Here is a 22,760-nt window from a genome sequence, read left to right as displayed (position 1 = left end):
AATATAAGTCATGGGTTACTTAAAACAGATACTGCCCTGCTGTGCTGATTAGTCCATACAGCGCAATCAGAATTAAAAGAGCACCACACAGCGCCAGTACCGGCCGATAACCGCGTGACAGCGTTAAACGGTAAAAACCCAAATACAACAAAGACAAAGTCAGAAAATCCAGTACAATCCAGCTGGCGGTCAGCAGGATTAAGCTGTTATTAAAATGATCGGTGACCTGAATAAATTGCGGGAAAAAGGCACTAAAAAACAGAATATCTTTCGGATTGGAAATCCCGACCAGAAAACCCTGCCGAAATCCGCCTACAGCGCTGGCCGTCTCCTGTTTCGGTCCGGCCGCTGCCCGGCTTTCCTTGAGAATGTCCACCCCCAAATAGGCAATATAGACACAGCCTAGCAGCTTAATTAAATCCAGCCAGAAGGCCTGAATATTGAAGATGCCTTTTAAAATCAGCACCGAGCAGGCAATTAACAGCAAAGAAGCTAAATTAGTCCCGACAATGGTCTGAAACGCCCGCCGGTAACCACCTTTGAGTCCGGCACCAATCACCAGCATCATCACCGGGCCTGGGGTGGCAATCATGATCACCACCGCCAGACAGTACAACAGATATTCAGCCATATTGATCATCTGTGGTACTCCTGCGCTACTCTTGCTTAAACCTTAGGATGAAAAACTAGTCATCCTCTTCCAGACTGACTTTTAATAAATGCTGGCTAATGCCATCGGCACGTAAAAATGCCAGGTCATAACTCGCAGTCGCCAGTGCCAGTACCCGACGCTCAAATTCCTGCCACAGTGGTTTAACCTGCGCGGCCTGAATACCAAGACCACTGTCATCGGCCAGATGCTTGTTTTTTTCACATAATTTGAGCGCATGATATAACTTGCGGCCTGCGCTGGCATCGGGACGTAAACGCACCCGCTTCGACAGCACAAAATGCTCTACCTGCGGCAAACGGGAAAATGGCAACATTGGTACCAGAATCTGGTCCAGCTGGGCATCCAGACGCTGCCAGACAGCCGTTTGCTGTTCGGAGGTATAACCATTCCAGCGTATCACTTCATGATTAAAACGACGACAACCACGACACACTGAATCACCAAATACCGTAGAGCAGCGGCCTGCACACGGGGTCAATGAGGCGATTCGACGATCCGTACTCAAAATATACTCCAGAAAAGCGCAGTAATGCCGGCCTGAATGCAGCCGTATTACTTTTGGTAAAATCATAGGCGAGGATAGGCATCATAGCCGACTCTATCGCAGATTTAAAACCATATTTCTGTTCTGGATTTCTCGCTATCTGGGCACTTTCACGCTAAAATATGCCCCTCAAATTTTTTATATCACATTGGAGTACTCCATGAACGCTACTGTAGAACAGCTTGCACCTGTAGAACAGCAAGCGACCTCTGGTTGGGTTGTTGCCGCACTTTATCAATTCAAAGAAGTTCAAGATCCTGCGGATCTACAACAACGTCTTTTAGATTTGGTAAACAGCATCAACCTGTGCGGTACTCTCATTGTGGCGGGTGAAGGGATTAATGGTACGGTGGCGGGTGACCGTGAAGCCATTGATCAGGTGCATCAGTTTCTTTTAAACGAAGGCTTTAGCGCGATGGAATATAAAGAATCGCACAGCGCCGACAAGCCTTTCCGTAAAATGAAAATTAAGCTGAAAAAAGAAATTGTGACTTTGGGTGTAGAGGTCAAACCACGTGATCTGGTCGGCCATTATCTGGACCCGAAAGAATGGAATGAACTAATTGCACGTGATGACGTGATTTTAATTGATACCCGTAATGACTATGAATACAAGGCCGGGACTTTTAAAGGCGCGATTGATCCGCAAACTGAAACCTTCCGTGAATTTCCAGACTATGTGAAAAAAGAACTGGAACAGCACAAAGACAAGAAAATTGCCATGTTCTGTACCGGTGGGATTCGCTGTGAAAAATCCACTTCGTTATTGCTGCAAGAGGGCTTCCAGGAAGTCTATCACCTGAAAGGTGGTATTTTGAAATACCTCGAAGAAACCCCGGCAGAAGAAAGCTTGTGGGAAGGTGAATGTTTCGTATTTGATGGCCGTACTGCGGTTACGCATGGTGTGGAAGAAGGTCAAAATACCAAGTGTCATGCCTGTGGTTGGCCTTTACTGCCAGAAGAAGTGGCAGAACCAAGCTATGAACACGGCGTATCTTGTAAATACTGTATTGATAAAACCACAGAAAAACAGAAAGCTGGCTTCCGTATGCGTCAATCTCAGATTGCAGCGGCAAAACGCAAACGTCTGTAATAATGTAAACCAGTACAAATAATTTTACAAAAAGCCCTATTTATAGGGCTTTTTTTACGTCTATTCACATACCAGAATCAATTCAATACCAAAGCACCCTCTGGTACTAACAGAAGCCAGTCATGCTTAGGCTAAACTCCAAATCACAACAAAAACAATGCAGTTTTATTTTGACGTACAGATTCTCACCCATGGACAAGGATTGACTTATGCAAAGAACGATAACAACACGCTATAAACACCAATTCCGTACTGCCTTACTGCAACGAGCGCATCAGCAGCAAGATCTGCAATTGCACCACCTGAAACAGCAGCTTGAACAGCGTTCACACTTGTTTATTGTGGGGTTTGGCACCGTGCTCGGCGCGATTCTGGCAATGTTTATTGCCTATCACCTTTCCAATATCTGGAGTGGTTACCTGATTGTCGCTGTCTTGCCGCTGCTGGTGGCGTATGGGCTTCGAAAAGTCTATGTGCACACCCTGTCGCATACCGCTGAGGAAGATTTTTAGTTACGTTTCAGCTCTTTACTGAAAAACCAATCCTCTTTAGCATGAAGGTCTAATTTTTAGGCCTTCTTGACTTTATGAACCTGACCGAATGGATTATTTCCATTATGGAACAGCTGGGTTACTTCGGTATTGCCCTGCTTATGTTTCTGGACAACGTATTCCCCCCTATTCCTTCCGAAATTATTATGCCTTCTGCTGGTTATTCGGCCTCACAAGGTGAATTACTGTTTGTTGGTGTCGTGGTTGCCGGCTGTTTCGGTTCGCTACTGGCCGCGGCCTTGCTGTACTGGGTCGGCTATAAATTCGAACATGATGCGATTTTCCGCTTTGTCGACCGCTACGGAAAATACCTGTTCCTAAAATCGGCCGATGTCAAAAAATCACTGGACTGGTTCGAGCAGTATGGGCATCGCATTGTCTTTGCCGGACGCATGATTCCGGCGGTACGCTCTTTAATTAGTATTCCCGCCGGCATGAGCCGGATGCCCTTCTGGAAATTCATGTTCTACAGCAGCCTCGGCACCATCATCTGGACCACTTTTCTGGCTGCGGTCGGGTTTTATTTTGGCGAAAATCAGGCGCTGATGCAGAAAATTTTTAGCCAGGTCGGCTATGTCATTATTGCAATTGTGATTGCGATTATCGGCTGGATTCTATACCGTAGGTATATGCGTAAACGCGCTTCGTGATGTGCATTGGCCGAGCTACAGGCCAAACTTGGGGATTCAATGAAACACTATTTGCTGCATTTGGCTGCAGTCTACAGCATTGCGCTGGTCCTGCTGACCATGGTTCTAGTTTATGGTTTAAATCTTGGGGTATTAACCCTTTTTCCAACACTGGTGGTGGTCGCGCTGATCAATGCCAAACATTTTGTAAAACGTGAAAAACGCCTGCCGACCTCAGATGAAAGAATTCAGCTGATTTGGGGCAGCAGTGCCGTGGCCATCATCATTGGCAGCCTGTTTATCTTTTTTATGGTGCTGATGAACCCCTATGCAGAGCAGATTATTCAATCGGCTGAGAAAATGGGACTGGCCCTCATGGCAGTGTTGATGCTATGTATGGTCGCCATCCATGGTGCAGTATTTTATGCCGCCTATGTCTGGTATGCCGCTTATTGCTCCAAACAGTAGTTAGCAATTTCAAACACTAATCAAATATGCTTTAGAAATTCTGTTGTGCAGATGGGTGGCTTCCGGACAGCGCATCTGCACGGAAAATTTAACTGTATGTAAGTAAGCCCTGCTTTTCGTCACCAGAAACCGACATAAGTTATTTATCTTAACGTGAAAGGTGCAATTCTCCTGCCCGCGCCGGGTCCTGTCTGATCTAAGTTAAAACTCAAGAGATCCGCTTGATCTTAATTTTTTGATTCATTTTACTTAGATCATCATCAGCCCCAAGAGGATACAGACATGACGAATCCAGAAATAGAAACCCAGCGCCAGCAGGAACAAAAACGCGAACAGGTCAAACAGCTACCGAAACAGCAGCAGCAACAGCTGAATGCCAACCCGAAAACAGGTGAAACCGGCACCCATCCGGTGGGTACCAGTGTCGGTGCGGTCGGTGGTGCAGCCACAGGTGCCGCAGTCGGGGCCACCACCGGCCCGATTGGCGCAGTGGTCGGAGGTACCATTGGTGCCGTGGTGGGCGGTCTGGTTGGTAAAACCGCTGCAGAAGCCGAAAACCCGACCGAAGGTGATGAAGATATTTACTGGCATGAACACAGCCAGAGCCAGCCTTACTATACCAGCCTGCAAAACACACATCCGGACTTAAGCTATGAGCGTGATTATCAGGCTGCCTACCGGGTCGGTTATGCCCAGCGTTCACGCTATGAACCGGGTACACGCTTTGAAGATGTAGAACCCGATTTACGCAGCGAATGGGAGTCCACCAAGGGCGATACCCGTTTGGCCTGGGAAGATGCCAAACATGCGGTGCGTGATGCCTGGAACCGTATGACCCGCTAATGTAATCCGGCTATAAAAAAACACCTCCGAGGAGGTGTTTTTTTATTTATTCGGTTTGCATCAGTTTGGAGTGTGATACATCAAATACAGTTCATTAAGGTTGTCCGGAATTTCTTCCGCCAGCTCATCCATTAACTGACCATTACGACGGAAGCTTTCCATTTGCGGGTCTTCTTCATCAATGCCGCTAAACACCATGATTGGTAAAGTCAGATCTACCAGCTGTTCTTCAAATTCTGGCGTGAACCAGGCTTCTTCATTCAGGAACATGGCATCCACAAAGCCCACACTCCAGTCGCCCAAGCTTGATTCTACATCTGCTTCTTCAATTTCGAATGGAAATTCGATGCCTTCTTCATTGGCCAGGTTTTGACGAATGGATTCGAGCCAGGTTTTCACCTGCGCTACGATTTCTGCCGGCACTTTTTTCTGGTTGCCTTCAAACAGTTCATCCAGCCATTGGTCAAATTGCGGGCCAACTGCAATGGCACACAAAAAACCATGAGTGGCAGCAAAATCTAGACCGTATTCGTTCTGGTCACCATCTAGATATTCACTTAACAGGTCTAAATCTAAAGCACTCATCTTAAATCCAAAAATCGTCTATACAAGGTATAGCATAGCATTTTCCGAAGACTTTACTGAACCCAAATTTCAGTCATCTTCGTCGTCAAAATCATCTTCGTCGAAGTCATAATCAAAATCCTTGAGATCACGCTCCAGTCGACGCTGTGCCAGCAGATCATCAATCAAGCGACGTTTTTCTAACGATTCTTTCGCACTGATTTTACCTGCCGCTTCATCGAAGCTGACATCATCATCACCGTAGTTATCATCTAGTTCAAAATCTGTTGAAGACACTAAAACTACCTCAGAATGAAAAAATGTGAATGGGTTTAGCCGCTATTTATCTGCCTTTGAAAAAGTTGTCAAGTTTTATTTATATTTTTTGTTTTTCCCGACTATTTTTGGCTTGTATTTCGCGCTAAAATTTGTGTATTTATGAAGACCTTATCTGCATAAGTATAGTTTAAAGCATATGACAAGAATATTTCGCGGACAAAACGGATGCCAGACTTGAAAACCGGGCAAGATGCCCCATATTCCTATTCAGTTTTGCTTTCAAACATTTTTATAAAATCATGCTTGATTGATCAAATCAGAAACTTTTACAGCAAATTGTGCTATCATGCACGGTTTTTCACTGCCACAGATTCAACGAAGAGTAAGCAAAGATGAGCGATATGACTTCCCCTACTTCGCAAGTAGCGGCTCTGATTAGCCGAGGCAAAGAGCAAGGTTACCTAACTTATGCCGAGGTTAACGATCATCTCCCAGACTCAATCACGGAAAGCGAACAGATTGAAGACATCATCCAGATGCTTCAGGACGTGGGTATTCCTGTGCATGAACGTGCACCTGAATCTGATGATGCGATGTTCGAAGACACCACAGAAGCTGCAGATGAAGTCGCTGAAGAAGAAGCAGCGGCAGTACTGGCTTCTGTAGAAAATGAGCCTGGCCGTACCACGGACCCTGTGCGTATGTATATGCGTGAAATGGGGACCGTTGAGCTGTTAACGCGAGAAGGCGAAATTAGTATCGCGAAACGTATTGAAGAAGGCATCCGTGATGTGCTGCATTCAATTGCGTACTGGCCAAATGCCGTTGAAGTGGTTCTACAAGAATACAAAGATTATGAAAATGGCGAACGCCGCCTGGCCGATCTGCTTTCAGGTTACTTAGATCCGGAAACCGATGAAGAAATTCCGGAAGTACAGGAAGATGAAGCCGTGCTCGACGATGAAGAAGAATCGAGCAGCAAGAGCACCAAAGATGTCAAACTTGATGACGACGATGAAGAAGAAGAGTCAGAATCGGATGATGATTCTGAAGCAGATTCTGGTCCGGACCCTGAAATTGCCAAAGTGCGTTTTGCCGAGCTGACTGAAGCCTGGAAAAACACCAAAGACGTCATTGCAAAGCATGGCCGTAACAGCAAAGAAGCGGAAGCTGCGTTACAGGCTCTGGCCAGCGTGTTCATGATGTTCAAGTTTGCGCCGCGCCTGTTTGATATTATTTCAGAAATGATTCGTGGCACGCATGACCAGATTCGTGCAGCAGAACGTGAAGTGATGCGTTATGCAGTACGTCGTGGCCGTATGGACCGTACCCAGTTCCGTACGACTTTCCCGGGTCAGGAATCTAATCCGGCATGGTTAGACGAACAGATTGCCAAAGCTCCTGCAGAGATGAAAGGCTACCTGGAAAAAGTGCGTCCTGACGTACTGGCTTTCCAGCAAAAAATTGCCGACATCGAAAAAGAGCTGGGTCTGAATGTTAAAGACATTAAAGACATTGCCAAACGTATGGCGGTGGGTGAAGCCAAAGCACGTCGTGCCAAGAAAGAAATGGTCGAAGCCAACTTGCGTCTGGTGATCTCGATTGCCAAGAAATACACCAACCGCGGCTTGCAGTTCCTGGATCTGATTCAGGAAGGTAACATCGGTCTGATGAAAGCGGTAGACAAGTTTGAATACCGTCGTGGTTACAAGTTCTCGACTTATGCGACTTGGTGGATTCGTCAGGCGATTACCCGTTCGATTGCCGATCAGGCACGTACCATCCGTATTCCGGTACACATGATTGAAACCATTAACAAGATTAACCGTGTTTCTCGTCAGTTGCTGCAGGAAATGGGCCGCGAACCGACACCGGAAGAACTCGGTGAACGTCTGGAAATGGACGAAGTGAAGGTACGTAAAGTCCTGAAAATTGCCAAAGAGCCGATTTCCATGGAAACGCCAATTGGTGATGATGAAGATTCGCATTTGGGTGACTTCATTGAAGACAGTAACATCACCTCACCGGTCGACGCGGCAACTTCAGAAGGCTTAAAAGAAGCAACACGTGAAGTGCTGGAAAACCTGACTGAACGTGAAGCCAAAGTCCTGAAAATGCGTTTTGGTATTGATATGCCAACCGATCATACTCTGGAAGAAGTCGGTAAGCAGTTTGATGTAACCCGTGAACGGATCCGTCAGATTGAAGCCAAAGCCTTACGTAAATTACGCCACCCTTCCCGCTCTGAACACCTGCGTTCATTCCTGGAAAATGACTAAGTCAGCAGCGGCTTGAATTGGGATCAATCCATCCCCATTTAAGTAGCAATGCCAAAACGCCTGCGCCTTGCAGGCGTTTTCAATCTTTTGAGGTAATTATGATTGACCGCACTCCCTCTCGTGAATTACAAGAGCATCTTTGGGTTTTTCCGATGGATTACCCGATTAAACTGATTGGTCTGGCCGGTGCAGAGCTGCGTCAAGCGGTGAACGATATTTTCGTAAAACACTTCCCGGACTTTGATAGCGACAAAATGACCGTGACCCCATCGCGTACCGGTAAATACCACTCGATTACTGCACAGCTGCGTTTCGAAGAGCTGGAACAGGTACATGCGGTCTATGCCGATTTAGCTGCCTGCCCGCTGATTAAAACCGCGCTTTAAGTTTCAAAAAAACACGCTTCATGCGTGTTTTTTTATGGCGTACCGTGCAAGCGCAGTAATTTAAAGCAGGCACACTCCTATTCCTATTCTGAATCATTATAATTCACATCAGCAGATTTCATTTTTAAGGACGCAGCCTGTGACCGATGCGCTTCAAAAACCGACCCTCATTATTCGCCAGTATTCGCAATTAACACCGTATCAAGACCGCTTTTTAGAGATGAAGCAGTTGACTGAACAGCGTGATGCCAATACCCCCGATGAGCTCTGGATTTTGCAGCATCATGAGGTGCTGACCCAAGGTCAGGCCGGCAAGGCAGAACATATTCTGATTCCCAGCCATATTCCGGTGGTACAAACCGACCGTGGTGGACAGGTGACCTGGCATGGTCCGGGCCAGCTGGTGGCGTATTTCCTGTTTGACCTGAACCGTTTGGGCTGGAATGTCCGCACGCTGGTATCGTATGCCGAAAACCTGATGATTGCGCTGCTCAAAAAATATGGTATTGAAGCTTATGCCAAAGCAGATGCGCCGGGTGTCTATGTCGCGGAGCGTAAAATTGGCTCATTGGGCTTTAAAATCCGCAAAGGCCGTAGTTACCATGGACTAGCGCTGAATATTGACTGTGATTTGAGTGGTTTTCAAACCATTAACCCCTGTGGGTATGCCGGTCTGGAAATGGTGCGCATTCAGGATTTAGTCCCAGACTATCCATCGTTTGAAACTTTATGCCGAGATATCATTGAAACTTTAGAGCACAGTGGTTACTTTAGTGAGGTTCAAACCATTCAAGCCTAAATGACTTTACTTTTGAATAAGAAATAAATTAGAGTATTTACTCTAAACCCAATAATAGATGTTAACAAAGGGACTCAGCGAGTGATTTCAAGCAAAACCGTGAAGCCCGCTTTGCAACAGGCCTATGTCAAACTCATGATGGATGTGATTGGCAGAGGTCTGGTGATGGCAAGCCAGGTCGATCAAGAAATAAAACAGGAAGTTGCAAAGTTTCCCGCAAATTTTATCCTGTCCATGAAAGTGTTTCCCAATGGACCTGCGTTCATTGCCCGGGTGACTGAAGATCATCAGCTCGAACTGCTGCCTGAACTGGATGGCAAACCCGATCTGGTCATTACCTTCAAGCATCTGACCCATGCCTTTTTGGTGTTCTCGTTTCAGGAAAGTACGGCACAGGCCTTTGCCCATGACCGCATGATTGCCGATGGTGACCTGTCTTATGCGATTCGTCTGGTGCGTTGCCTGAACAAAATGGAAGCCCTGATTTTGCCTAAACTGCTGGCAGAGCTGGCCGTCAAACAATACCCATCCGAACTTAACTTAAAAGAAAAACTCAGCGGAGCTGCCCATATTTACCTGAAAGTGGCTCAGTCCTATTTCCAACGGAGTGCATAACATGGCGAAGCCTTATTACGAATTTTTTTGTCCAGTCAAAGTCATTGCCGGCAATGCCGCACTGGAACACATTCCGTTTGAATTGGTGACTTTAGGTGCGAAACGCCCGCTGATCATTACCGACAAAGGCGTCCGTGGTAACAACCTGCTGGCCCCGGTTGAAGCGGCTTTTGAATCGACCGATGCTGAAATTGGCTATATTTTTGATGATGTACCACAGGATTCAAGTCTGGACACGGTACGTAAAGCGGCGCAGCTGTATCGTGACCACAACTGTGATGCCATTATTGCTGTCGGCGGCGGTTCGGTGATTGACACCTCTAAAGCTACCAATATTCTGGTGACGGAAGGCGGCGATGACCTGCTGAAATATTCAGGTGCGCACAACCTGCCAAAACCGTTAAAGCCCTTCTTCGTGATTCCGACCACCTCAGGCACCGGTTCAGAAGTCACCATGGTCGCCGTGGTGTCAGATACTGAAAAGAATGTCAAAATGCCATTCGCTTCTTATTACCTGATGCCACATGCCGCGATTCTGGACCCGCGCATGACCCAGACCCTGCCACCGCATTTAACGGCAATGACAGCTATGGATGCCATGACCCATGCGGTTGAAGCCTATAGCTGCATGGCCTCGAATCCGATTTCGGATGCCTATGCCACCGCCGCGATCAAGAAAATCAGCAATAACCTGTTTAAAGTGCTGGATAATCCAAGTGATGCCTATGGCCGTCTGGAACTGGCGCAGGCCTCGACCATGGCTGGTATTGCCTTCTCCAATTCGATGGTGGGTCTGGTGCACTCTCTCGGTCATGCCTTAGGTGCAGTGGCGCATCTGCCGCATGGACTGTGCATGAACCTGTTCTTACCCTATGTGCTGGAATACAACAAAGATGTCAATGGCGACAAAATTGCCGAACTGCTGCTGCCATTGGCCGGCCCGGATATTTATGCCCAGACTCCGGCGCATCTGCGTGCCGATAAAGCCATTGCTACCCTGCTGACCATGCGCGACCGTCTGTATGCCATGACCAAATTGCCACGCACCTTGAGTGAAACCGGCAAGGTTACAGAAGCACAGCTGGATGAAGTGGCCGAAAAAGCCCTAAACGATGGCTCGATCATTTACAACCCGAAAGAAGCCAGTCTGGAAGATTTGAAATCTATCTTAAAAAAGGCTTGGTAATTTCCAGCAAATAGGCGAATATAGCCAAAATTTCTAGAAGCCTGATGTTTTTTTAAGCATCAGGCTTTTACTATACCCAAGAAAAAGTTCTTATTTATTCAGATGATTGGCATATTTTCTGCTAAAAATTTCTGAAAAAGTTACTGACAAAAGCAACCATTTTGGAGTAGATTGGCGGACTTTTGTTTTATTGATAGGGGGGATCGTTCGTCTCAAACGATCCTTAGGAACATGACTGATCCTTGATCAACGATTAAGAGGATAACGCCGTTGACAAATATCTCTGGGACTCAATCGGCAGCTAAACTGCAAAAAACGCTAGGGCTCTGGCACATCATTATTATTGGTTTAGCATATATTCAGCCAATGACCTTATTTGACACTTTCGGTTTAGTATCGGAAGAAAGTCATTTTCATGTACCCACCTCGTATATTTTTGCCTTGGTTGCAATCTTGCTGACCTCGTTAAGCTATGGTCACATGATTCGCCGCTACCCATCTTCGGGTTCTGCCTATACTTATGCGCAGAAATCCATTCACCCCAATGTTGGCTTTATGGTGGGCTGGTCGTCCTGGCTCGACTACCTGCTGTCGCCAATGGTGAATATTATTCTGGCCGTGATTTATCTGGAAGCGCTGTTCCCGGATGTCAATCATTGGGTCTGGGTCATTGTGCTGACCGCGTTTATGACCGGCATCAACCTGCGCGGTGCGCGTTTTGTCGCCAACTTCAACAGCCTGATTGTATTTATCCAGCTCCTGGTCATCGCGATCTTTACCTGGATGGTATTTACCAAACTACAGGCCGGTTTTAATGCCGATGGCCCGATTAGTGCTGAACAGCGTTATCAGCTCTGGAGCCTTGAACCGTTCTGGAATGAGCTGACCTCAGTCGGTGCGCTGATTACTGGTGCTACCTTACTGTGCTTCTCCTTCACCGGTTTTGACTCCTTAAGCTCGCTGGCAGAAGAAACCAAAGATACCGAAAAGACCCTGCCAAAAGCGATTTTCCTGACCGCGTTAATTGCCGGGATTATCTTTATTGTCAGCACCTACTTCATGCAGATTTACTTCCCGAATGAACCGGGCAGCTACTTCAAGAATATTGCTGAAACTCAGCCAGAAATTCTGATGCTGGTGGGTGGTTCACTGTTCCAGTCCTATGTACTGACCTTCGCAATTGTAACTGTGATGGCTTCGGGTATTTCTGCACATGCCGGTGTATCCCGTTTGATGTATGTGATGGGCCGTGATGGCGTGATCAACAAGAAAATCTTTGGTCATATCAGCCCACGTAACTTCACACCGTCTTACAACATTCTGATTGTCGGTGCGGTGGCTTTAACTGCAGGCTTTATGGATCTGGATTTCGTGATTTCCCTGATCAGCTTTGGTGCCCTGACTGCATTCAGTTTCGTCAACCTGTCAGTCATTTCACGCTATGCGCTGCGTGATGGGCGTACCCGCAACCTTAAAGACATTCTGAACTTTGTGGTGGTGCCGCTCTGTGGTTTTATCGCGGTGTTTGCACTGTGGCTTGAAGTTGATGAAACATCATTGAAATATGGTTTATGGTGGGCAATGGCCGGTATTTTATACCTGGGTTATAAAACCAAAGGCTTTAAACACCCTGCGCCACAACACAATGAATTTGACGATAAACTCTAAGTTTAAGTCATTCAAAAAGGTGCTTCGGCACCTTTTTTGTTTCCACATTTCAGGTCAAGTTTTGACGGCTTGATCCTGCTCACTGAAAAAATAAATAGCGATAAAAAAACCAAGATCAGTGATCCTGGTTTTTTATTCTTCGCGATGATCTGCCCTAGCTTAAAGGCTGGAAACCCTGCTGACGCCAAGCTTCATAGACAATGACCGCTGTGGCATTCGACAGGTTTAAACTGCGAGAATTTTCTGCCATCGGCAAGCGAATCCAGTGCTCTTGTGGGAACATCAAACGCACATGCTCAGGCAAACCGCGGGTTTCTGGTCCCATCAACAAGGCCACAGGACGGTTTAAATCCGAAGTATGCGGGGTTTCTGTCCCCTTGGTGGTTAATGGATACACCGCATCCACACCTACGCCTTTACTGGCCAAATCGGCCAGACAGTCTTCAATTGAATCCCACAGTTGCATCCGCGCCCATTCGTGGTAATCCAGACCGGCACGTTTCAGCTTTTTATCATCCAGCTCAAAACCCAGGGGCTTGACCAGATGTAACTGAGCACCGGTATTGGCACAAAGCCGGATAATATTACCGGTATTGGCAGGAATTTCAGGCTCATATAACACAACGTGGATCACTTTTTACTCACTATCTGGTTGATTTAAGCAATTAAACTTTCTTGATGGGACAAGGATGCTGTCAGGGTTAAAGCGCTACGCAGTATTGCCCTTTTGCATCTCCGGCAACCATGATTCAACATAGCTGCCACTTGACAGGCGTAGCCTTCGTCTTGCGCTCGGGCAACACGTTGTGTTGCTTTATCCTCTTTACTCAGGCATAGCCTTCGTCTTGCGCTCGGGCAACACGTTGTGTTGCTTTATCCTCTTTACTCAGGCGCAGCCTTCGCCTTGCGCTCGGGCAACGCAGTGCGTTGCTTTATCCTCGCTCATGCCATTGCAGTTGTTCGCGCAGCTTCACCACTTCACCAATAATGGTCAGGGTGGGTGCCTGAATTTGATGTTCAGTAACTTTAGATGCAATATCCGCCAAAGTCCCGACCACCACTTTCTGCTCCGGTGTGGTGCCTTTAGACACCAAGGCCACTGGCATATCCGGACGCTGGCCGTGGGCAATCAGTTTCTGGCAGATTTTTTCCAGTCCCACCAGTCCCATATACAGCACCAGAGTCTGGTTTTCATAGACCAGCTCGCTCCACGGCAGTTCCGGTGAACCTTCTTTTAAATGCCCGGTCAGGAAACGTACGCTTTGCGCATAGTTGCGATGGGTTAAAGGAATACCGGTATAAGCTGAACAGCCCGATGCTGCGGTAATGCCCGGCACCACCTGAAAAGCCACGCCTGCAGCAAACAGCTCTTCAATTTCTTCACCGCCACGGCCAAAAATAAACGGATCACCGCCTTTTAAACGACAAACACGTTTACCTTCCTGCGCATACTTGACTAGCAAGGCATTAATGCCCTCTTGTGGCACAGCATGGTTGGAACGTGCTTTCCCAACATAAATTTTTTCAGCATCACGGCGGCACAATTCCATAATCGGATCGGACACCAGACGATCATAAATCACCACATCGGCCTGCTGCATCAAGCGCAGTGCTTTTAAGGTCAACAGCTCCGGATCACCCGGACCGGCACCGACCAGATACACTTCGCCTTTTGGCGTGGTCCATTCCTGCAAGGCCTGCTCAATCAAACGATTAGCTTCTTGCAGATTGTCATTAAAGACCTGCTCTTTAAGCGGACTGGCATACAGGTTTTCCCAGAAAATCCGGCGTTCATCCGGATTCTGGATTTTGGCCTTAACCGCAGCACGCCATTGACCGGAAAAACTCGCCAGTTTGCCCATGCCATGCGGAATACTGGTTTCCAATTGGGTGCGAATCTGGCGCGACAACACCGGCGATGCACCATTCGTGGCCACTGAAATCAGCAAAGGCGAACGGTCGACAATGGCCGGCACCATAAAGCGGCAATGTGGCGGATCATCGACACTGTTAACCAGCACATTTTCAGCTTCACAAGCCTCAAACACCTGACGGTTGATTGCTGCATCATCAGTGGCGGCAATCACCAGACGATACTGGCGCAGCGGAATTTCAGTATTGAAGGCAGCAGCCTCATAATGCCCCTGGCTCTGCTGAACCAGTTCCAGTAAAGCGGCATCAATGTCCGGCGCCACCACATCAATAATAGCGCCTGCTTTTTGCAGTAAACCGGCTTTACGGTAGGCAATATGGCCGCCACCGACAATCAGACAGCGTTGCTGTTGCAACTTTAACGAGATTGGAAAAATATCCACACACTACCTCAGTAATTTAGTTCTGATTGTCTTAAGCAAATTTTGTGCACAAATTGGTGCATTCTGTACATCAACATGAATTTAGTCGATATATTCTGCACCACCCATGTACGGACGTAGCACTTCAGGCACTTCAATTGAGCCATCCGCGCGCTGATAGTTTTCCATCACGGCCAATAAGGTGCGTCCAACCGCCAGACCTGAACCATTCAAGGTATGTACAAATTCAGTTTTCTTCTGGTCCGCACGATAACGCGCTTTCATACGACGCGCCTGGAAATCACCCATGTTGGAACACGAAGAAATTTCACGATAGGTATTCTGACTTGGCACCCACACTTCCAGGTCATAGGTTTTGGTCGCACCAAAGCCCATATCACCACCACACAGGATGATTTTACGGTACGGCAAACCTAATGCCTGTAAAATGCCTTCTGCATGACCGGTCAACTCTTCCAGTGCCTGCATAGAATCTTCAGGTTTAACGATTTGCACCATTTCTACTTTATCAAACTGATGCTGACGGATTAAACCACGCGTATCACGGCCATAAGAACCGGCTTCACTGCGGAAACATGGGGTATGCGCAGCATATTTCAGCGGTAAACGGTCCGCATCAATAATTTCGTCACGGACAAAGTTGGTGACTGGCACTTCCGCGGTTGGAATTAAATAGAACTCTTTTTCGCCCTGCAGCTTAAACAGGTCTTCTTCAAATTTTGGTAATTGACCGGTACCACGTAAAGAATCGGCATTGACCAGGTACGGTACATAGGCTTCGGTATAGCCATTTTTCAGGGTATGCGTATCCAGCATAAACTGGGTTAAAGCACGTTGCAGACGCGCCAATGGCCCTTTTAAAACGCTAAAGCGAGAACCGGTCAGTTTGGTCGCGGTTTCAAATTCCAGACCACCCATCCATTCGCCTAAGTCGGTATGATCTTTGATTTCAAAATCAAATTCGCGCGGTGTGCCCCAAGTCAGGATTTCCACGTTATCGGCTTCATCTTTACCTTCCGGCACAGATTCATGTGGCAGGTTAGGAATAGTCAGTGATTTGGTTTCAATTTCCGCCTGTAATTCATTTAAAGCCACTTCGGCTGCTTTAATTTCATCACCAATGGCTGACATACGTGCCATGATTTCTGAAGCATCACCACCGGCTTTTTTAATCTGACCGACCTGTTTAGCACCGGCATTACGCTCGGCCTGTAGAGCTTCCGTTTTGGACTGGATTTCTTTACGGCGAGCTTCCAATGATGCCCATTCTTCTACATTGAGTTGCACACCACGTTTTGCCAAGGCTAAATTTACAGCCTCAATATTATTTCTGAGTAATTTCGGGTCGATCATAGCCAATCTTTTGTAAAGAAAAAAACTGGCTATAGTGTAAGCGCTTCGGGTTAAAAAATACAGTAATCCGCTTCACGGCTGGGGCTTATTACAGCAATCCGGCGCAGTTTTTTCACAATTTACTGGGCCGGATACTTCGGCAAACTTGGCAGATATTCAGCTTTAATCAGTTTGTCCACCGCATAATACGGCAGCTCCAGTTCCGGCATGCCTTCTGCATAGGAAGCCAGCTCATACAATGGATAGACAAACACCAGACCATTGGCACCATAATAGAAATTGTCACTCAGTCGCAGTTTGTCACGCTGGATGTCGTGCTCATTCAGCCAGTTGTAATTATGGTTAAACAGTTCTTGTACCAGTTTGGCTTCATCACTATTCGGCAGCAGAATATCCTGCAAGGCCAGACGCTTCTTGCTGTTTAAATCAAAGGTCACAAACTCCTGATGATGCATGCCATGCGCTGCTCCGGCCGGATAACTATAACTTTGCATGCTAAAGGTAGCCAGACGGCCATGCTGGCCAATATAACGCACATAGGTAGAACTCAGACTAAGACGGTTAGGCTCCTCTGTGCTATTGGCCTCTGATGCTGACGATGCTGACACAGTAGAAGCAGCATCTTCACTAAATGCAATCGGGTCGGCCTTTTTAATCCGCTGCATAAAATACGCATTAATCCACGGCACATTGGTATTGACCGTCTGAATATCGTATTCGGTACAGCCCTCTTCATCACAGCGCTGCTGCTGTTTCAGTTCCACCGGCACCACTTTGGCCTGAATCACGGGAATAGCAGCCGCCTGAGTCTGACTTTGCTCGGCCTCCACCTGAGGTGCGGCATCCTGCTTCGGCTGACAGGCACTTAACATTAATGCCGTGGTCAGTGCGATTGTCGTGGTGAGCAGATTTGATTTCAGATGTTGCATTGTATTTCCCCTATTTTCATGCTGCAATTTTCAGCAGTTTTCACCCCGCTAAGGCGTTGTATACGCACAATTTAGCCGTTTACCACTATATAAAACTCCTGCTGTTCGATCCTAGAGCAGTTCTGTAACCTGCGATAAAAAATGAAAAATCAACCAAAAACCGCCCACAGCAGTACATCCCAAAATTTATAATATTCCATTAAAATTCATAATGATAATTTTAAAATAAAATTAAATCCTGACTGCACCCTAATCGTGCATCTGCAGCCCATTCAATGGGAAAAATAAATTATCCCAATATTTATCCACAGAAATTGTGGATTCTTTCACAGGGCAAAAGCAGACAGATCAGCCGTGATTCTGGTTAATCCTTATTTTTGATTAATTTTTAACCATTTTCAGAGGGCAATTTTTATTGCCATTTCGTGCATGTCCGCATGACCTAAGTCGCTCAATTGACTTTCCGTACACTCCTGCCATTGGGCGATTATTCACCTAAAAATAAAGGAGCCATTAAAATGGCTCCTTTATGTTTTGCTTTCACAGATAAAATCTTTTTTAAGAAATGATCAGCACCCCTTATTGATCAATAATATCTGTGCCTTTTGGTGGGGTGAAATTAAAGGTCGAGTTGGCAATGTTCGGGTTCACCTTCACATTGTTAAAACGTACATAGGTGGTTTGACCTAAAGAATCTTCCAGAATCATCAGGCTTGGTGCTTTGTTGGCACCGAAACTAATGGTCAGACTCTGGAAAGCACCGTCATCACTTTTTGGATACAGGGTGTAATAGGTTTTGCCTTTGTTTGGCTGGGTCACCCGGTATGACTGCATAATCTGGTTGGTATTGCCCGATAATAACAGTGCTGGCGTATTGGCAACCTGCTCATCCAGGTTTTGACGCACGGCCTGCTGCAAGTCCGGGTCATAAATCCAGACAGTTTTCCCTGAGGTCACAATGGTCTGTTTGGCCGGACTGGTGGTTTCCCAATAGAATTTACCCGGGCGCGCCACTTTCATTACGCCTTTAAATTCCTGATTCATATGCTGGGCAGTCAGGCCCTTGTTTTTAGGCGCTTTGCCACTGGTTTTGGTGGTCTGCTCGAAGTTGGCGGTCATACTTTTAATATGACTCAATTGTTTGACCAGATTGGCAGTGGCTTGCTGCTCCGATGCTGCCACAGGCGCAGCATACACAGTCGTACTCATCACTGGTGCCAGCGTTGCAGCACCTAATGCCATAGCACACACGGTTTGACGAAGCATTTTCATAGATTCACCTTTTATTGTTGCATATCGCAATGTATTCATGGACTCATCTTAAACCAAATAAAGTGCCTAAATTTAGAGAAAATAAGAAGTTTTGTATGTTTATTAATATCAAATGTTCTTTTTTATCCATCATCATGAAGATCAGGGTTGCTCTCTTTACCGATGCGACATGCATAAAAAAACCCACAGAAAACTGTGGGTTTTTGTTCTATTGAATCTTATTCAACAGATACGTAGCGACGGCCAAATTGACCTTTCACTTCGAATTTTACTACGCCGTCAGCAGTAGCAAATAAAGTATGGTCACGGCCCATACCTACATTTGCACCAGCGTGGAATTCTGTACCACGTTGACGAACGATGATGTTACCTGCAGTTACAGTTTGACCACCGTAAACTTTAACACCTAACATCTTAGGATTCGAATCACGACCGTTCTTAGTAGAACCACCGGCTTTTTTAGATGCCATGTCTCATTACTCCTAGTGATTAGCCTGAAATACCAGTAATTTTCAACTCGGTGAACCATTGACGGTGACCTTGTTGCTTACGGTAGTGCTTACGACGACGCATTTTGATGATGCGGATTTTGTCGTGACGGCCATGGCCAACCACTTCTGCAGTTACTTTAGCGCCAGCTACAACTGGAGCACCGATTTGAATGCTATCACCGTTTACAAGCATTAATACGTCATCAAACGTAATAGTTGCGCCAGTTTCAGCTTTCAATAATTCAACTTTAAGGGTTTCACCCTCAACTACACGGTGCTGTTTACCACCGCTTTGGATTACTGCGTACATAATGTACTCCAAACATGCCCGTGTCGTCGTGCCGGTAAAGGGATATACCGATCTTAAAACGAACGCCACTGGGGTTATACAAGGGCAGAGATTTTAAGGGATAACGCTGCAAACAACAAGAGATTTAGCCAAAATATTGCATCAGCCGGCTGTTTATTTTATAAACATGCAACGAAAAGCAACAAAAATGTTCAAAACCCTACATTTTTCATTGATCTAATCAAATTGCTTGTTAGAATCGAAAACGCCAGCATGCTGATGCTATCACCGCTGCCTGTCACCGGGAGGCCATCAGCGCCAGCACGAACAGGAAAGCAGACCATTGCCTCGTACTTCATAACGATAACCACAATGGCCGCACCGCAGATTGCAGATTTCCTGTCCAGACGTTTTTCATTGTTACACTATCGTTGTTACTTGACACAATTGAGGTTCTCCTTCACATGACCATCGACTTTAAGCAAGATATTCTCGCGCCTGTTGCTTCCGATTTTGCCGCGATGGATCAGTTTATTAATGAAGGCATTACCTCAAAAGTCGCACTAGTTATGGCAGTCAGCAAGCATGTGGTGGAAGCCGGCGGCAAACGTATGCGTCCGATTATGTGCTTACTGGCGGCCAAAGCCTGCGGCGCAGAAGATTTGGAACAGGCACGCAGACTGGCGGCGATTATTGAAATGCTGCATACCGCAACCCTGGTGCATGATGATGTGGTCGATGAATCTGGCTTGCGTCGTGGTCGTCCAACCGCCAATGCCACCTGGAATAACCAGACCGCCGTATTGGTCGGTGATTTTCTGATTTCTCGCGCCTTTGACCTGCTGGTCGATTTAAACAACATGACCTTGCTGAAAGATTTCTCGACCGGTACCTGTGAAATTGCCGAAGGTGAAGTACTACAGTTGCAATCACAGCATCAACCGGACACCACCGAACAGACTTATTTAGATATTATTCACGGCAAAACCTCGCGCCTGTTTGAATTGGCCACCGAAGGTGCCGCCATTTTAACCGGCAAGCCGGAATACCGTGAACCGTTACGTGTCTTTGCCGGCCATTTTGGCAATGCCTTCCAGATCATTGACGATATTCTGGATTACACCTCAGATGCCGAAACCCTGGGTAAAAATATCGGGGATGACCTAATGGAAGGTAAACCGACCTTGCCTTTAATTGCCGCCCTGAAAAATACCAGTGGTGCGCAACATGAAATTATCCGCCGCAGTATTGCCACCGGCGGAACCTCCGACTTGGTGCAGGTTATCGAGATTGTACAGACCTCTGGTGCGCTGGATTATTGCCAGCAGCGTGCCACGGAAGAAACCGAAACTGCAATTGCGGCCTTAAATGCCTTGCCAGATACAATATATCGTCAGGCCCTGGTCAATCTGGCCAAGCTGGCCCTGCACCGAATTCAATAAATAGCTTTATCCTTGCCTATGCATATAAAATTTTATGACCTATTCCTGAACATGCAGGATCAGCTGGAAACCACGCCCGCTGATCTTGACGAGCAACTGCTCATTGAGCTGGTCAACCGCATTCGACCAGCCAACACCGAAAATAGCGAAGAAATACAAGAAAAGTTTCAGGCTTTTTTACATGCCCTGCTGATTACGCCCAATGCCGCCAATACCTTACAAAGTTTTGTGCTCTGCTTAATTAGCCAGTACAAACAGACCAGCCTGTATGCCGATACTGGCATCCTGTCTTTAGATGGTTTCTGGAGCCAGCTGTTCCAGCGCCTAGGAGCGCATTTTTTACCGCTGATTAATGATCAGAGCCAGCTGCAGGACTTGCTGCGCCGCATTTTCCATCAGCGCAGCGATAAATACTGGCTGGATGATATTGAAGATCAGCAGTGGCAGCAGCTGTTTCGCCTGCTCAATCAGGGCCATCGTAATCAGGATGATAAAAAACTGATTCGTCAGGAAATCATTAAAGCCATTACTGTACTGTCCTATCGGGTCAGCGGAATTGGTTTATACCCGGAATTTATTAATGCCCATCCGGAACTGACCGAATACGAATCGCCATTTTTAGTGCAGAACCGTGAAATCAACGATTTCATTGTGCAGTATAAAAACCTGCATCAAAGTGCCGACAAATTTGAAGCAGTAATTCCACCAGATGCGTCACAGGCGCTGGTGATGATTGACCAGTGCCGTGACGTCAGCCATAAAATTCGCCGGGCCACCAAACGGATTGGGGTCAGTGTCAGCCTGACCTATTTACTGTCTTTACTGGAACAGTGTCTGGACCGGATTGAACTGCTGCTGAACCTGATTGTTGAAGAAGATGATGTGCGTTATAGCGCCATGGGCGAGTTGCTGGTCGATATTACCACCGCGCTGTATAGCGAACGCAGTGTCCGCTCCCTGCTGGCCACCAACAGTGAATTGATGGCCTTGCAGGTGACTGAAAATGCAAGCAAAACCGGTGAACATTATGTAAGTACCGACAAGGCCGGCTTTCTGGAAATGTATAAATCGGCTGCCGGTGCCGGGGTCATTATTGCCACCATGGCCACCCTCAAGGTGCTGGCGGCACGTTTAACCCTGGCGCCGCTGATGCACGCCTTTATTAACAGCATGAACTACTCGCTGGGTTTTATGCTGATTCATGTGCTGCACTTTACTGTGGCCACCAAACAGCCGGCGATGACCGCTGCCGCACTGGCCTCGACCGTACAGCATCGCAAAGGCTCGAAAATGGCGCAAATTGCCGAGCTGGCTGCGCTGATTATCAATATTATCCGGACCCAGTTTATTGCCATTCTGGGCAATATCTCGATTGCCATTCCGGTGGCCGCCCTAATTGCCTTTATGTGGGATGCGGCGTTGCATGAGCCTTTAATGAATCATGCCAAAGCCAGTAAAATGCTGCATGACCTGAATCCGTTTACCTCCCTGGCAATTCCACACGCGGCCATTGCCGGGGTATGTCTGTTTTTATCGGGCCTGATTGCCGGTTACTTCGATAACATGGCGGTGTATCGCAAAGTCGGGCCACGGCTACAGGCGCATGCCAAACTGAAAAAATGGATGAGTCAGGAACGGCTGGACCGTTTTGCCGCCTATATTGAACGGAACTTGGGTGCACTGGCCGGTAATTTCCTGTTCGGGATTATGCTCGGCAGTATGGGCACAATTGGTTATATTCTGGGTCTGCCTTTAGATATCCGGCATATTGCCTTTGCCTCGGCCAACTTTATTCAGGGCTTGATGAACGTCAACGGCAGTCCAGAAATTGGCCTGATTATTGTGTCTTTCCTGGGTGTGCTGTTAATTGGCCTGACCAACTTATTTGTCAGCTTCACCCTCACCATTATTGTGGCCCTGCGCGCACGTCGGGTACGTTTTGAACAGTGGAAGCCATTGGCCAAACTGGTCATGACCCATTTCTTGACCCGACCAAGTGACTTTTTCTGGCCACCCAAGCAACCTGTTGAAGTTGAAGAGCAATCTGGCCCGGCCAAGGGTCATCATTAAGGAATTTGTTAATTTATTTTGT

24 protein-coding genes are annotated in these 22,760 nt (G+C 46.9%); 13 read left to right on the top strand and 11 right to left on the bottom strand.

Features of this window, described 5'->3' with window-relative positions:
• Positions 1–19: 19 nt before the first annotated feature.
• Positions 20–637 (bottom strand): LysE family translocator, encoded by a 618-nt coding sequence (locus FTT64_RS08995; RefSeq protein ID WP_171521967.1) that lies wholly within the window; start codon positions 635–637, stop codon positions 20–22.
• A gap of 49 nt (positions 638–686) precedes the next feature.
• Positions 687–1,178, bottom strand: a complete 492-nt coding sequence (locus FTT64_RS08990; RefSeq protein WP_160241541.1) for a DUF1289 domain-containing protein — start codon at positions 1,176–1,178, stop codon at positions 687–689.
• A 199-nt stretch (positions 1,179–1,377) separates the two neighbouring features.
• On the opposite strand from FTT64_RS08990, the gene FTT64_RS08985 reads away from it, so the two are divergent.
• The 5 genes from FTT64_RS08985 (at position 1,378) to FTT64_RS08965 (ending at position 4,801) form a co-directional block, all read left to right on the top strand.
• Positions 1,378–2,310, top strand: coding sequence for a rhodanese-related sulfurtransferase (locus FTT64_RS08985; protein WP_005176153.1), 933 nt, complete (start codon positions 1,378–1,380; stop codon positions 2,308–2,310).
• A gap of 209 nt (positions 2,311–2,519) precedes the next feature.
• Positions 2,520–2,822 (top strand): hypothetical protein, encoded by a 303-nt coding sequence (locus FTT64_RS08980; RefSeq protein ID WP_005176151.1) that lies wholly within the window; start codon positions 2,520–2,522, stop codon positions 2,820–2,822.
• A gap of 74 nt (positions 2,823–2,896) precedes the next feature.
• Positions 2,897–3,511 carry a DedA family protein gene (locus tag FTT64_RS08975; RefSeq protein WP_005176142.1) on the top strand — a complete coding sequence of 205 codons (615 nt, stop codon included), beginning with the start codon at positions 2,897–2,899 and terminating at the stop codon, positions 3,509–3,511.
• A gap of 39 nt (positions 3,512–3,550) precedes the next feature.
• Positions 3,551–3,958 carry an ABZJ_00895 family protein gene (locus FTT64_RS08970; RefSeq protein WP_180103921.1) on the top strand — a complete coding sequence of 136 codons (408 nt, stop codon included), beginning with the start codon at positions 3,551–3,553 and terminating at the stop codon, positions 3,956–3,958.
• Positions 3,959–4,240: 282 nt separating this feature from the next.
• Positions 4,241–4,801 carry a glycine zipper domain-containing protein gene (locus tag FTT64_RS08965; RefSeq protein ID WP_168397297.1) on the top strand — a complete coding sequence of 187 codons (561 nt, stop codon included), beginning with the start codon at positions 4,241–4,243 and terminating at the stop codon, positions 4,799–4,801.
• 60 nt (positions 4,802–4,861) lie between these two features.
• Here FTT64_RS08965 and FTT64_RS08960 read toward each other — a convergent pair whose 3' ends face one another.
• Together FTT64_RS08960 and FTT64_RS08955 are read right to left on the bottom strand one after the other, a co-directional pair.
• Positions 4,862–5,386, bottom strand: coding sequence for a YecA family protein (locus tag FTT64_RS08960; protein ID WP_005176137.1), 525 nt, complete (start codon positions 5,384–5,386; stop codon positions 4,862–4,864).
• A gap of 69 nt (positions 5,387–5,455) precedes the next feature.
• Complete coding sequence (locus tag FTT64_RS08955; RefSeq protein ID WP_005176134.1) at positions 5,456–5,662, bottom strand: PA3496 family putative envelope integrity protein; 207 nt, start codon at positions 5,660–5,662, stop codon at positions 5,456–5,458.
• 374 nt (positions 5,663–6,036) lie between these two features.
• On the opposite strand from FTT64_RS08955, the gene rpoD reads away from it, so the two are divergent.
• The 6 genes from rpoD (at position 6,037) to FTT64_RS08925 (ending at position 12,577) form a co-directional block, all read left to right on the top strand.
• The gene (gene rpoD / locus FTT64_RS08950) at positions 6,037–7,923 is read left to right on the top strand and encodes an RNA polymerase sigma factor RpoD (RefSeq protein ID WP_163142590.1); all 1,887 of its coding nucleotides are present in this window, start codon (positions 6,037–6,039) and stop codon (positions 7,921–7,923) included.
• 98 nt (positions 7,924–8,021) lie between these two features.
• The gene (locus FTT64_RS08945; protein ID WP_180182297.1) at positions 8,022–8,309 is read left to right on the top strand and encodes a YbeD family protein; all 288 of its coding nucleotides are present in this window, start codon (positions 8,022–8,024) and stop codon (positions 8,307–8,309) included.
• Between the two features lie 139 nt (positions 8,310–8,448).
• Entirely contained in the window at positions 8,449–9,108 is a 660-nt protein-coding gene (gene lipB / locus FTT64_RS08940) for a lipoyl(octanoyl) transferase LipB (RefSeq protein WP_005176127.1), read from the top strand.
• A gap of 81 nt (positions 9,109–9,189) precedes the next feature.
• Positions 9,190–9,723 carry a hypothetical protein gene (locus FTT64_RS08935; protein WP_160241544.1) on the top strand — a complete coding sequence of 178 codons (534 nt, stop codon included), beginning with the start codon at positions 9,190–9,192 and terminating at the stop codon, positions 9,721–9,723.
• Between the two features lies 1 nt (position 9,724).
• Positions 9,725–10,909: an iron-containing alcohol dehydrogenase gene (locus FTT64_RS08930; protein ID WP_005176121.1), complete on the top strand. Its 1,185-nt coding sequence runs from the start codon at positions 9,725–9,727 to the stop codon at positions 10,907–10,909.
• A gap of 270 nt (positions 10,910–11,179) precedes the next feature.
• Complete coding sequence (locus FTT64_RS08925; RefSeq protein ID WP_160243474.1) at positions 11,180–12,577, top strand: APC family permease; 1,398 nt, start codon at positions 11,180–11,182, stop codon at positions 12,575–12,577.
• 154 nt (positions 12,578–12,731) lie between these two features.
• Here the strand turns inward: FTT64_RS08925 and FTT64_RS08920 are convergent, their stop codons facing one another.
• From FTT64_RS08920 to rplU, 7 genes are all read right to left on the bottom strand, one after another.
• Entirely contained in the window at positions 12,732–13,211 is a 480-nt protein-coding gene (locus FTT64_RS08920) for a tRNA (cytidine(34)-2'-O)-methyltransferase (RefSeq protein WP_045796434.1), read from the bottom strand.
• Between the two features lie 298 nt (positions 13,212–13,509).
• The gene (cysG, locus tag FTT64_RS08915) at positions 13,510–14,892 is read right to left on the bottom strand and encodes a siroheme synthase CysG (RefSeq protein ID WP_168396339.1); all 1,383 of its coding nucleotides are present in this window, start codon (positions 14,890–14,892) and stop codon (positions 13,510–13,512) included.
• An 81-nt stretch (positions 14,893–14,973) separates the two neighbouring features.
• Positions 14,974–16,245 carry a serine--tRNA ligase gene (gene serS, locus FTT64_RS08910; RefSeq protein WP_016659896.1) on the bottom strand — a complete coding sequence of 424 codons (1,272 nt, stop codon included), beginning with the start codon at positions 16,243–16,245 and terminating at the stop codon, positions 14,974–14,976.
• 119 nt (positions 16,246–16,364) lie between these two features.
• On the bottom strand, positions 16,365–17,174 hold the full coding sequence (locus FTT64_RS08905; RefSeq protein WP_168396340.1) for a DUF3298 domain-containing protein: 810 nt from the start codon (positions 17,172–17,174) through the stop codon (positions 16,365–16,367).
• Positions 17,175–17,753: 579 nt separating this feature from the next.
• Entirely contained in the window at positions 17,754–18,446 is a 693-nt protein-coding gene (gene lolA, locus FTT64_RS08900; protein WP_168381633.1) for an outer membrane lipoprotein chaperone LolA, read from the bottom strand.
• A 218-nt stretch (positions 18,447–18,664) separates the two neighbouring features.
• Positions 18,665–18,916: a 50S ribosomal protein L27 gene (gene rpmA / locus FTT64_RS08895; RefSeq protein WP_005176106.1), complete on the bottom strand. Its 252-nt coding sequence runs from the start codon at positions 18,914–18,916 to the stop codon at positions 18,665–18,667.
• A 19-nt stretch (positions 18,917–18,935) separates the two neighbouring features.
• A complete protein-coding gene (gene rplU / locus FTT64_RS08890; RefSeq protein ID WP_005176105.1) occupies positions 18,936–19,247 on the bottom strand; it encodes a 50S ribosomal protein L21 in 312 nt (103 codons plus the stop codon).
• Positions 19,248–19,690: 443 nt separating this feature from the next.
• Here rplU and sdsA point away from each other — a divergent pair, with 443 nt between their 5' ends.
• Positions 19,691–20,668 (top strand): All-trans-nonaprenyl-diphosphate synthase, encoded by a 978-nt coding sequence (gene sdsA, locus FTT64_RS08885; protein WP_168381632.1) that lies wholly within the window; start codon positions 19,691–19,693, stop codon positions 20,666–20,668.
• A gap of 18 nt (positions 20,669–20,686) precedes the next feature.
• Positions 20,687–22,738 carry a site-specific recombinase gene (locus FTT64_RS08880; protein WP_168396341.1) on the top strand — a complete coding sequence of 684 codons (2,052 nt, stop codon included), beginning with the start codon at positions 20,687–20,689 and terminating at the stop codon, positions 22,736–22,738.
• Positions 22,739–22,760 lie beyond the last annotated feature (22 nt).

The organism is Acinetobacter sp. Q186-3, assembly GCF_013420655.1.
Taxonomy (GTDB): Bacteria; Pseudomonadota; Gammaproteobacteria; order Pseudomonadales; family Moraxellaceae; genus Acinetobacter; species Acinetobacter indicus.
This window is presented reverse-complemented; position numbering and strand designations above follow the sequence as displayed.

Excerpts from the sequence above, each read along its gene's own strand:
- FTT64_RS08880 (WP_168396341.1), top strand. The coding sequence starts at position 20,687 with ATGCATATAAAATTTTATGACCTATTCCTGAACATGCAGGATCAGCTG.
- FTT64_RS08905 (WP_168396340.1), bottom strand. The coding sequence starts at position 17,174 with ATGCAACATCTGAAATCAAATCTGCTCACCACGACAATCGCACTGACC.
- rplU (WP_005176105.1), bottom strand. The coding sequence starts at position 19,247 with ATGTACGCAGTAATCCAAAGCGGTGGTAAACAGCACCGTGTAGTTGAG.
- FTT64_RS08930 (WP_005176121.1), top strand. The coding sequence starts at position 9,725 with ATGGCGAAGCCTTATTACGAATTTTTTTGTCCAGTCAAAGTCATTGCC.
- serS (WP_016659896.1), bottom strand. The coding sequence starts at position 16,245 with ATGATCGACCCGAAATTACTCAGAAATAATATTGAGGCTGTAAATTTA.
- sdsA (WP_168381632.1), top strand. The coding sequence starts at position 19,691 with ATGACCATCGACTTTAAGCAAGATATTCTCGCGCCTGTTGCTTCCGAT.
- rpoD (WP_163142590.1), top strand. The coding sequence starts at position 6,037 with ATGAGCGATATGACTTCCCCTACTTCGCAAGTAGCGGCTCTGATTAGC.
- FTT64_RS08965 (WP_168397297.1), top strand. The coding sequence starts at position 4,241 with ATGACGAATCCAGAAATAGAAACCCAGCGCCAGCAGGAACAAAAACGC.
- FTT64_RS08985 (WP_005176153.1), top strand. The coding sequence starts at position 1,378 with ATGAACGCTACTGTAGAACAGCTTGCACCTGTAGAACAGCAAGCGACC.
- FTT64_RS08980 (WP_005176151.1), top strand. The coding sequence starts at position 2,520 with ATGCAAAGAACGATAACAACACGCTATAAACACCAATTCCGTACTGCC.
- lolA (WP_168381633.1), bottom strand. The coding sequence starts at position 18,446 with ATGAAAATGCTTCGTCAAACCGTGTGTGCTATGGCATTAGGTGCTGCA.
- FTT64_RS08960 (WP_005176137.1), bottom strand. The coding sequence starts at position 5,386 with ATGAGTGCTTTAGATTTAGACCTGTTAAGTGAATATCTAGATGGTGAC.
- FTT64_RS08970 (WP_180103921.1), top strand. The coding sequence starts at position 3,551 with ATGAAACACTATTTGCTGCATTTGGCTGCAGTCTACAGCATTGCGCTG.
- FTT64_RS08975 (WP_005176142.1), top strand. The coding sequence starts at position 2,897 with ATGAACCTGACCGAATGGATTATTTCCATTATGGAACAGCTGGGTTAC.
- rpmA (WP_005176106.1), bottom strand. The coding sequence starts at position 18,916 with ATGGCATCTAAAAAAGCCGGTGGTTCTACTAAGAACGGTCGTGATTCG.
- FTT64_RS08945 (WP_180182297.1), top strand. The coding sequence starts at position 8,022 with ATGATTGACCGCACTCCCTCTCGTGAATTACAAGAGCATCTTTGGGTT.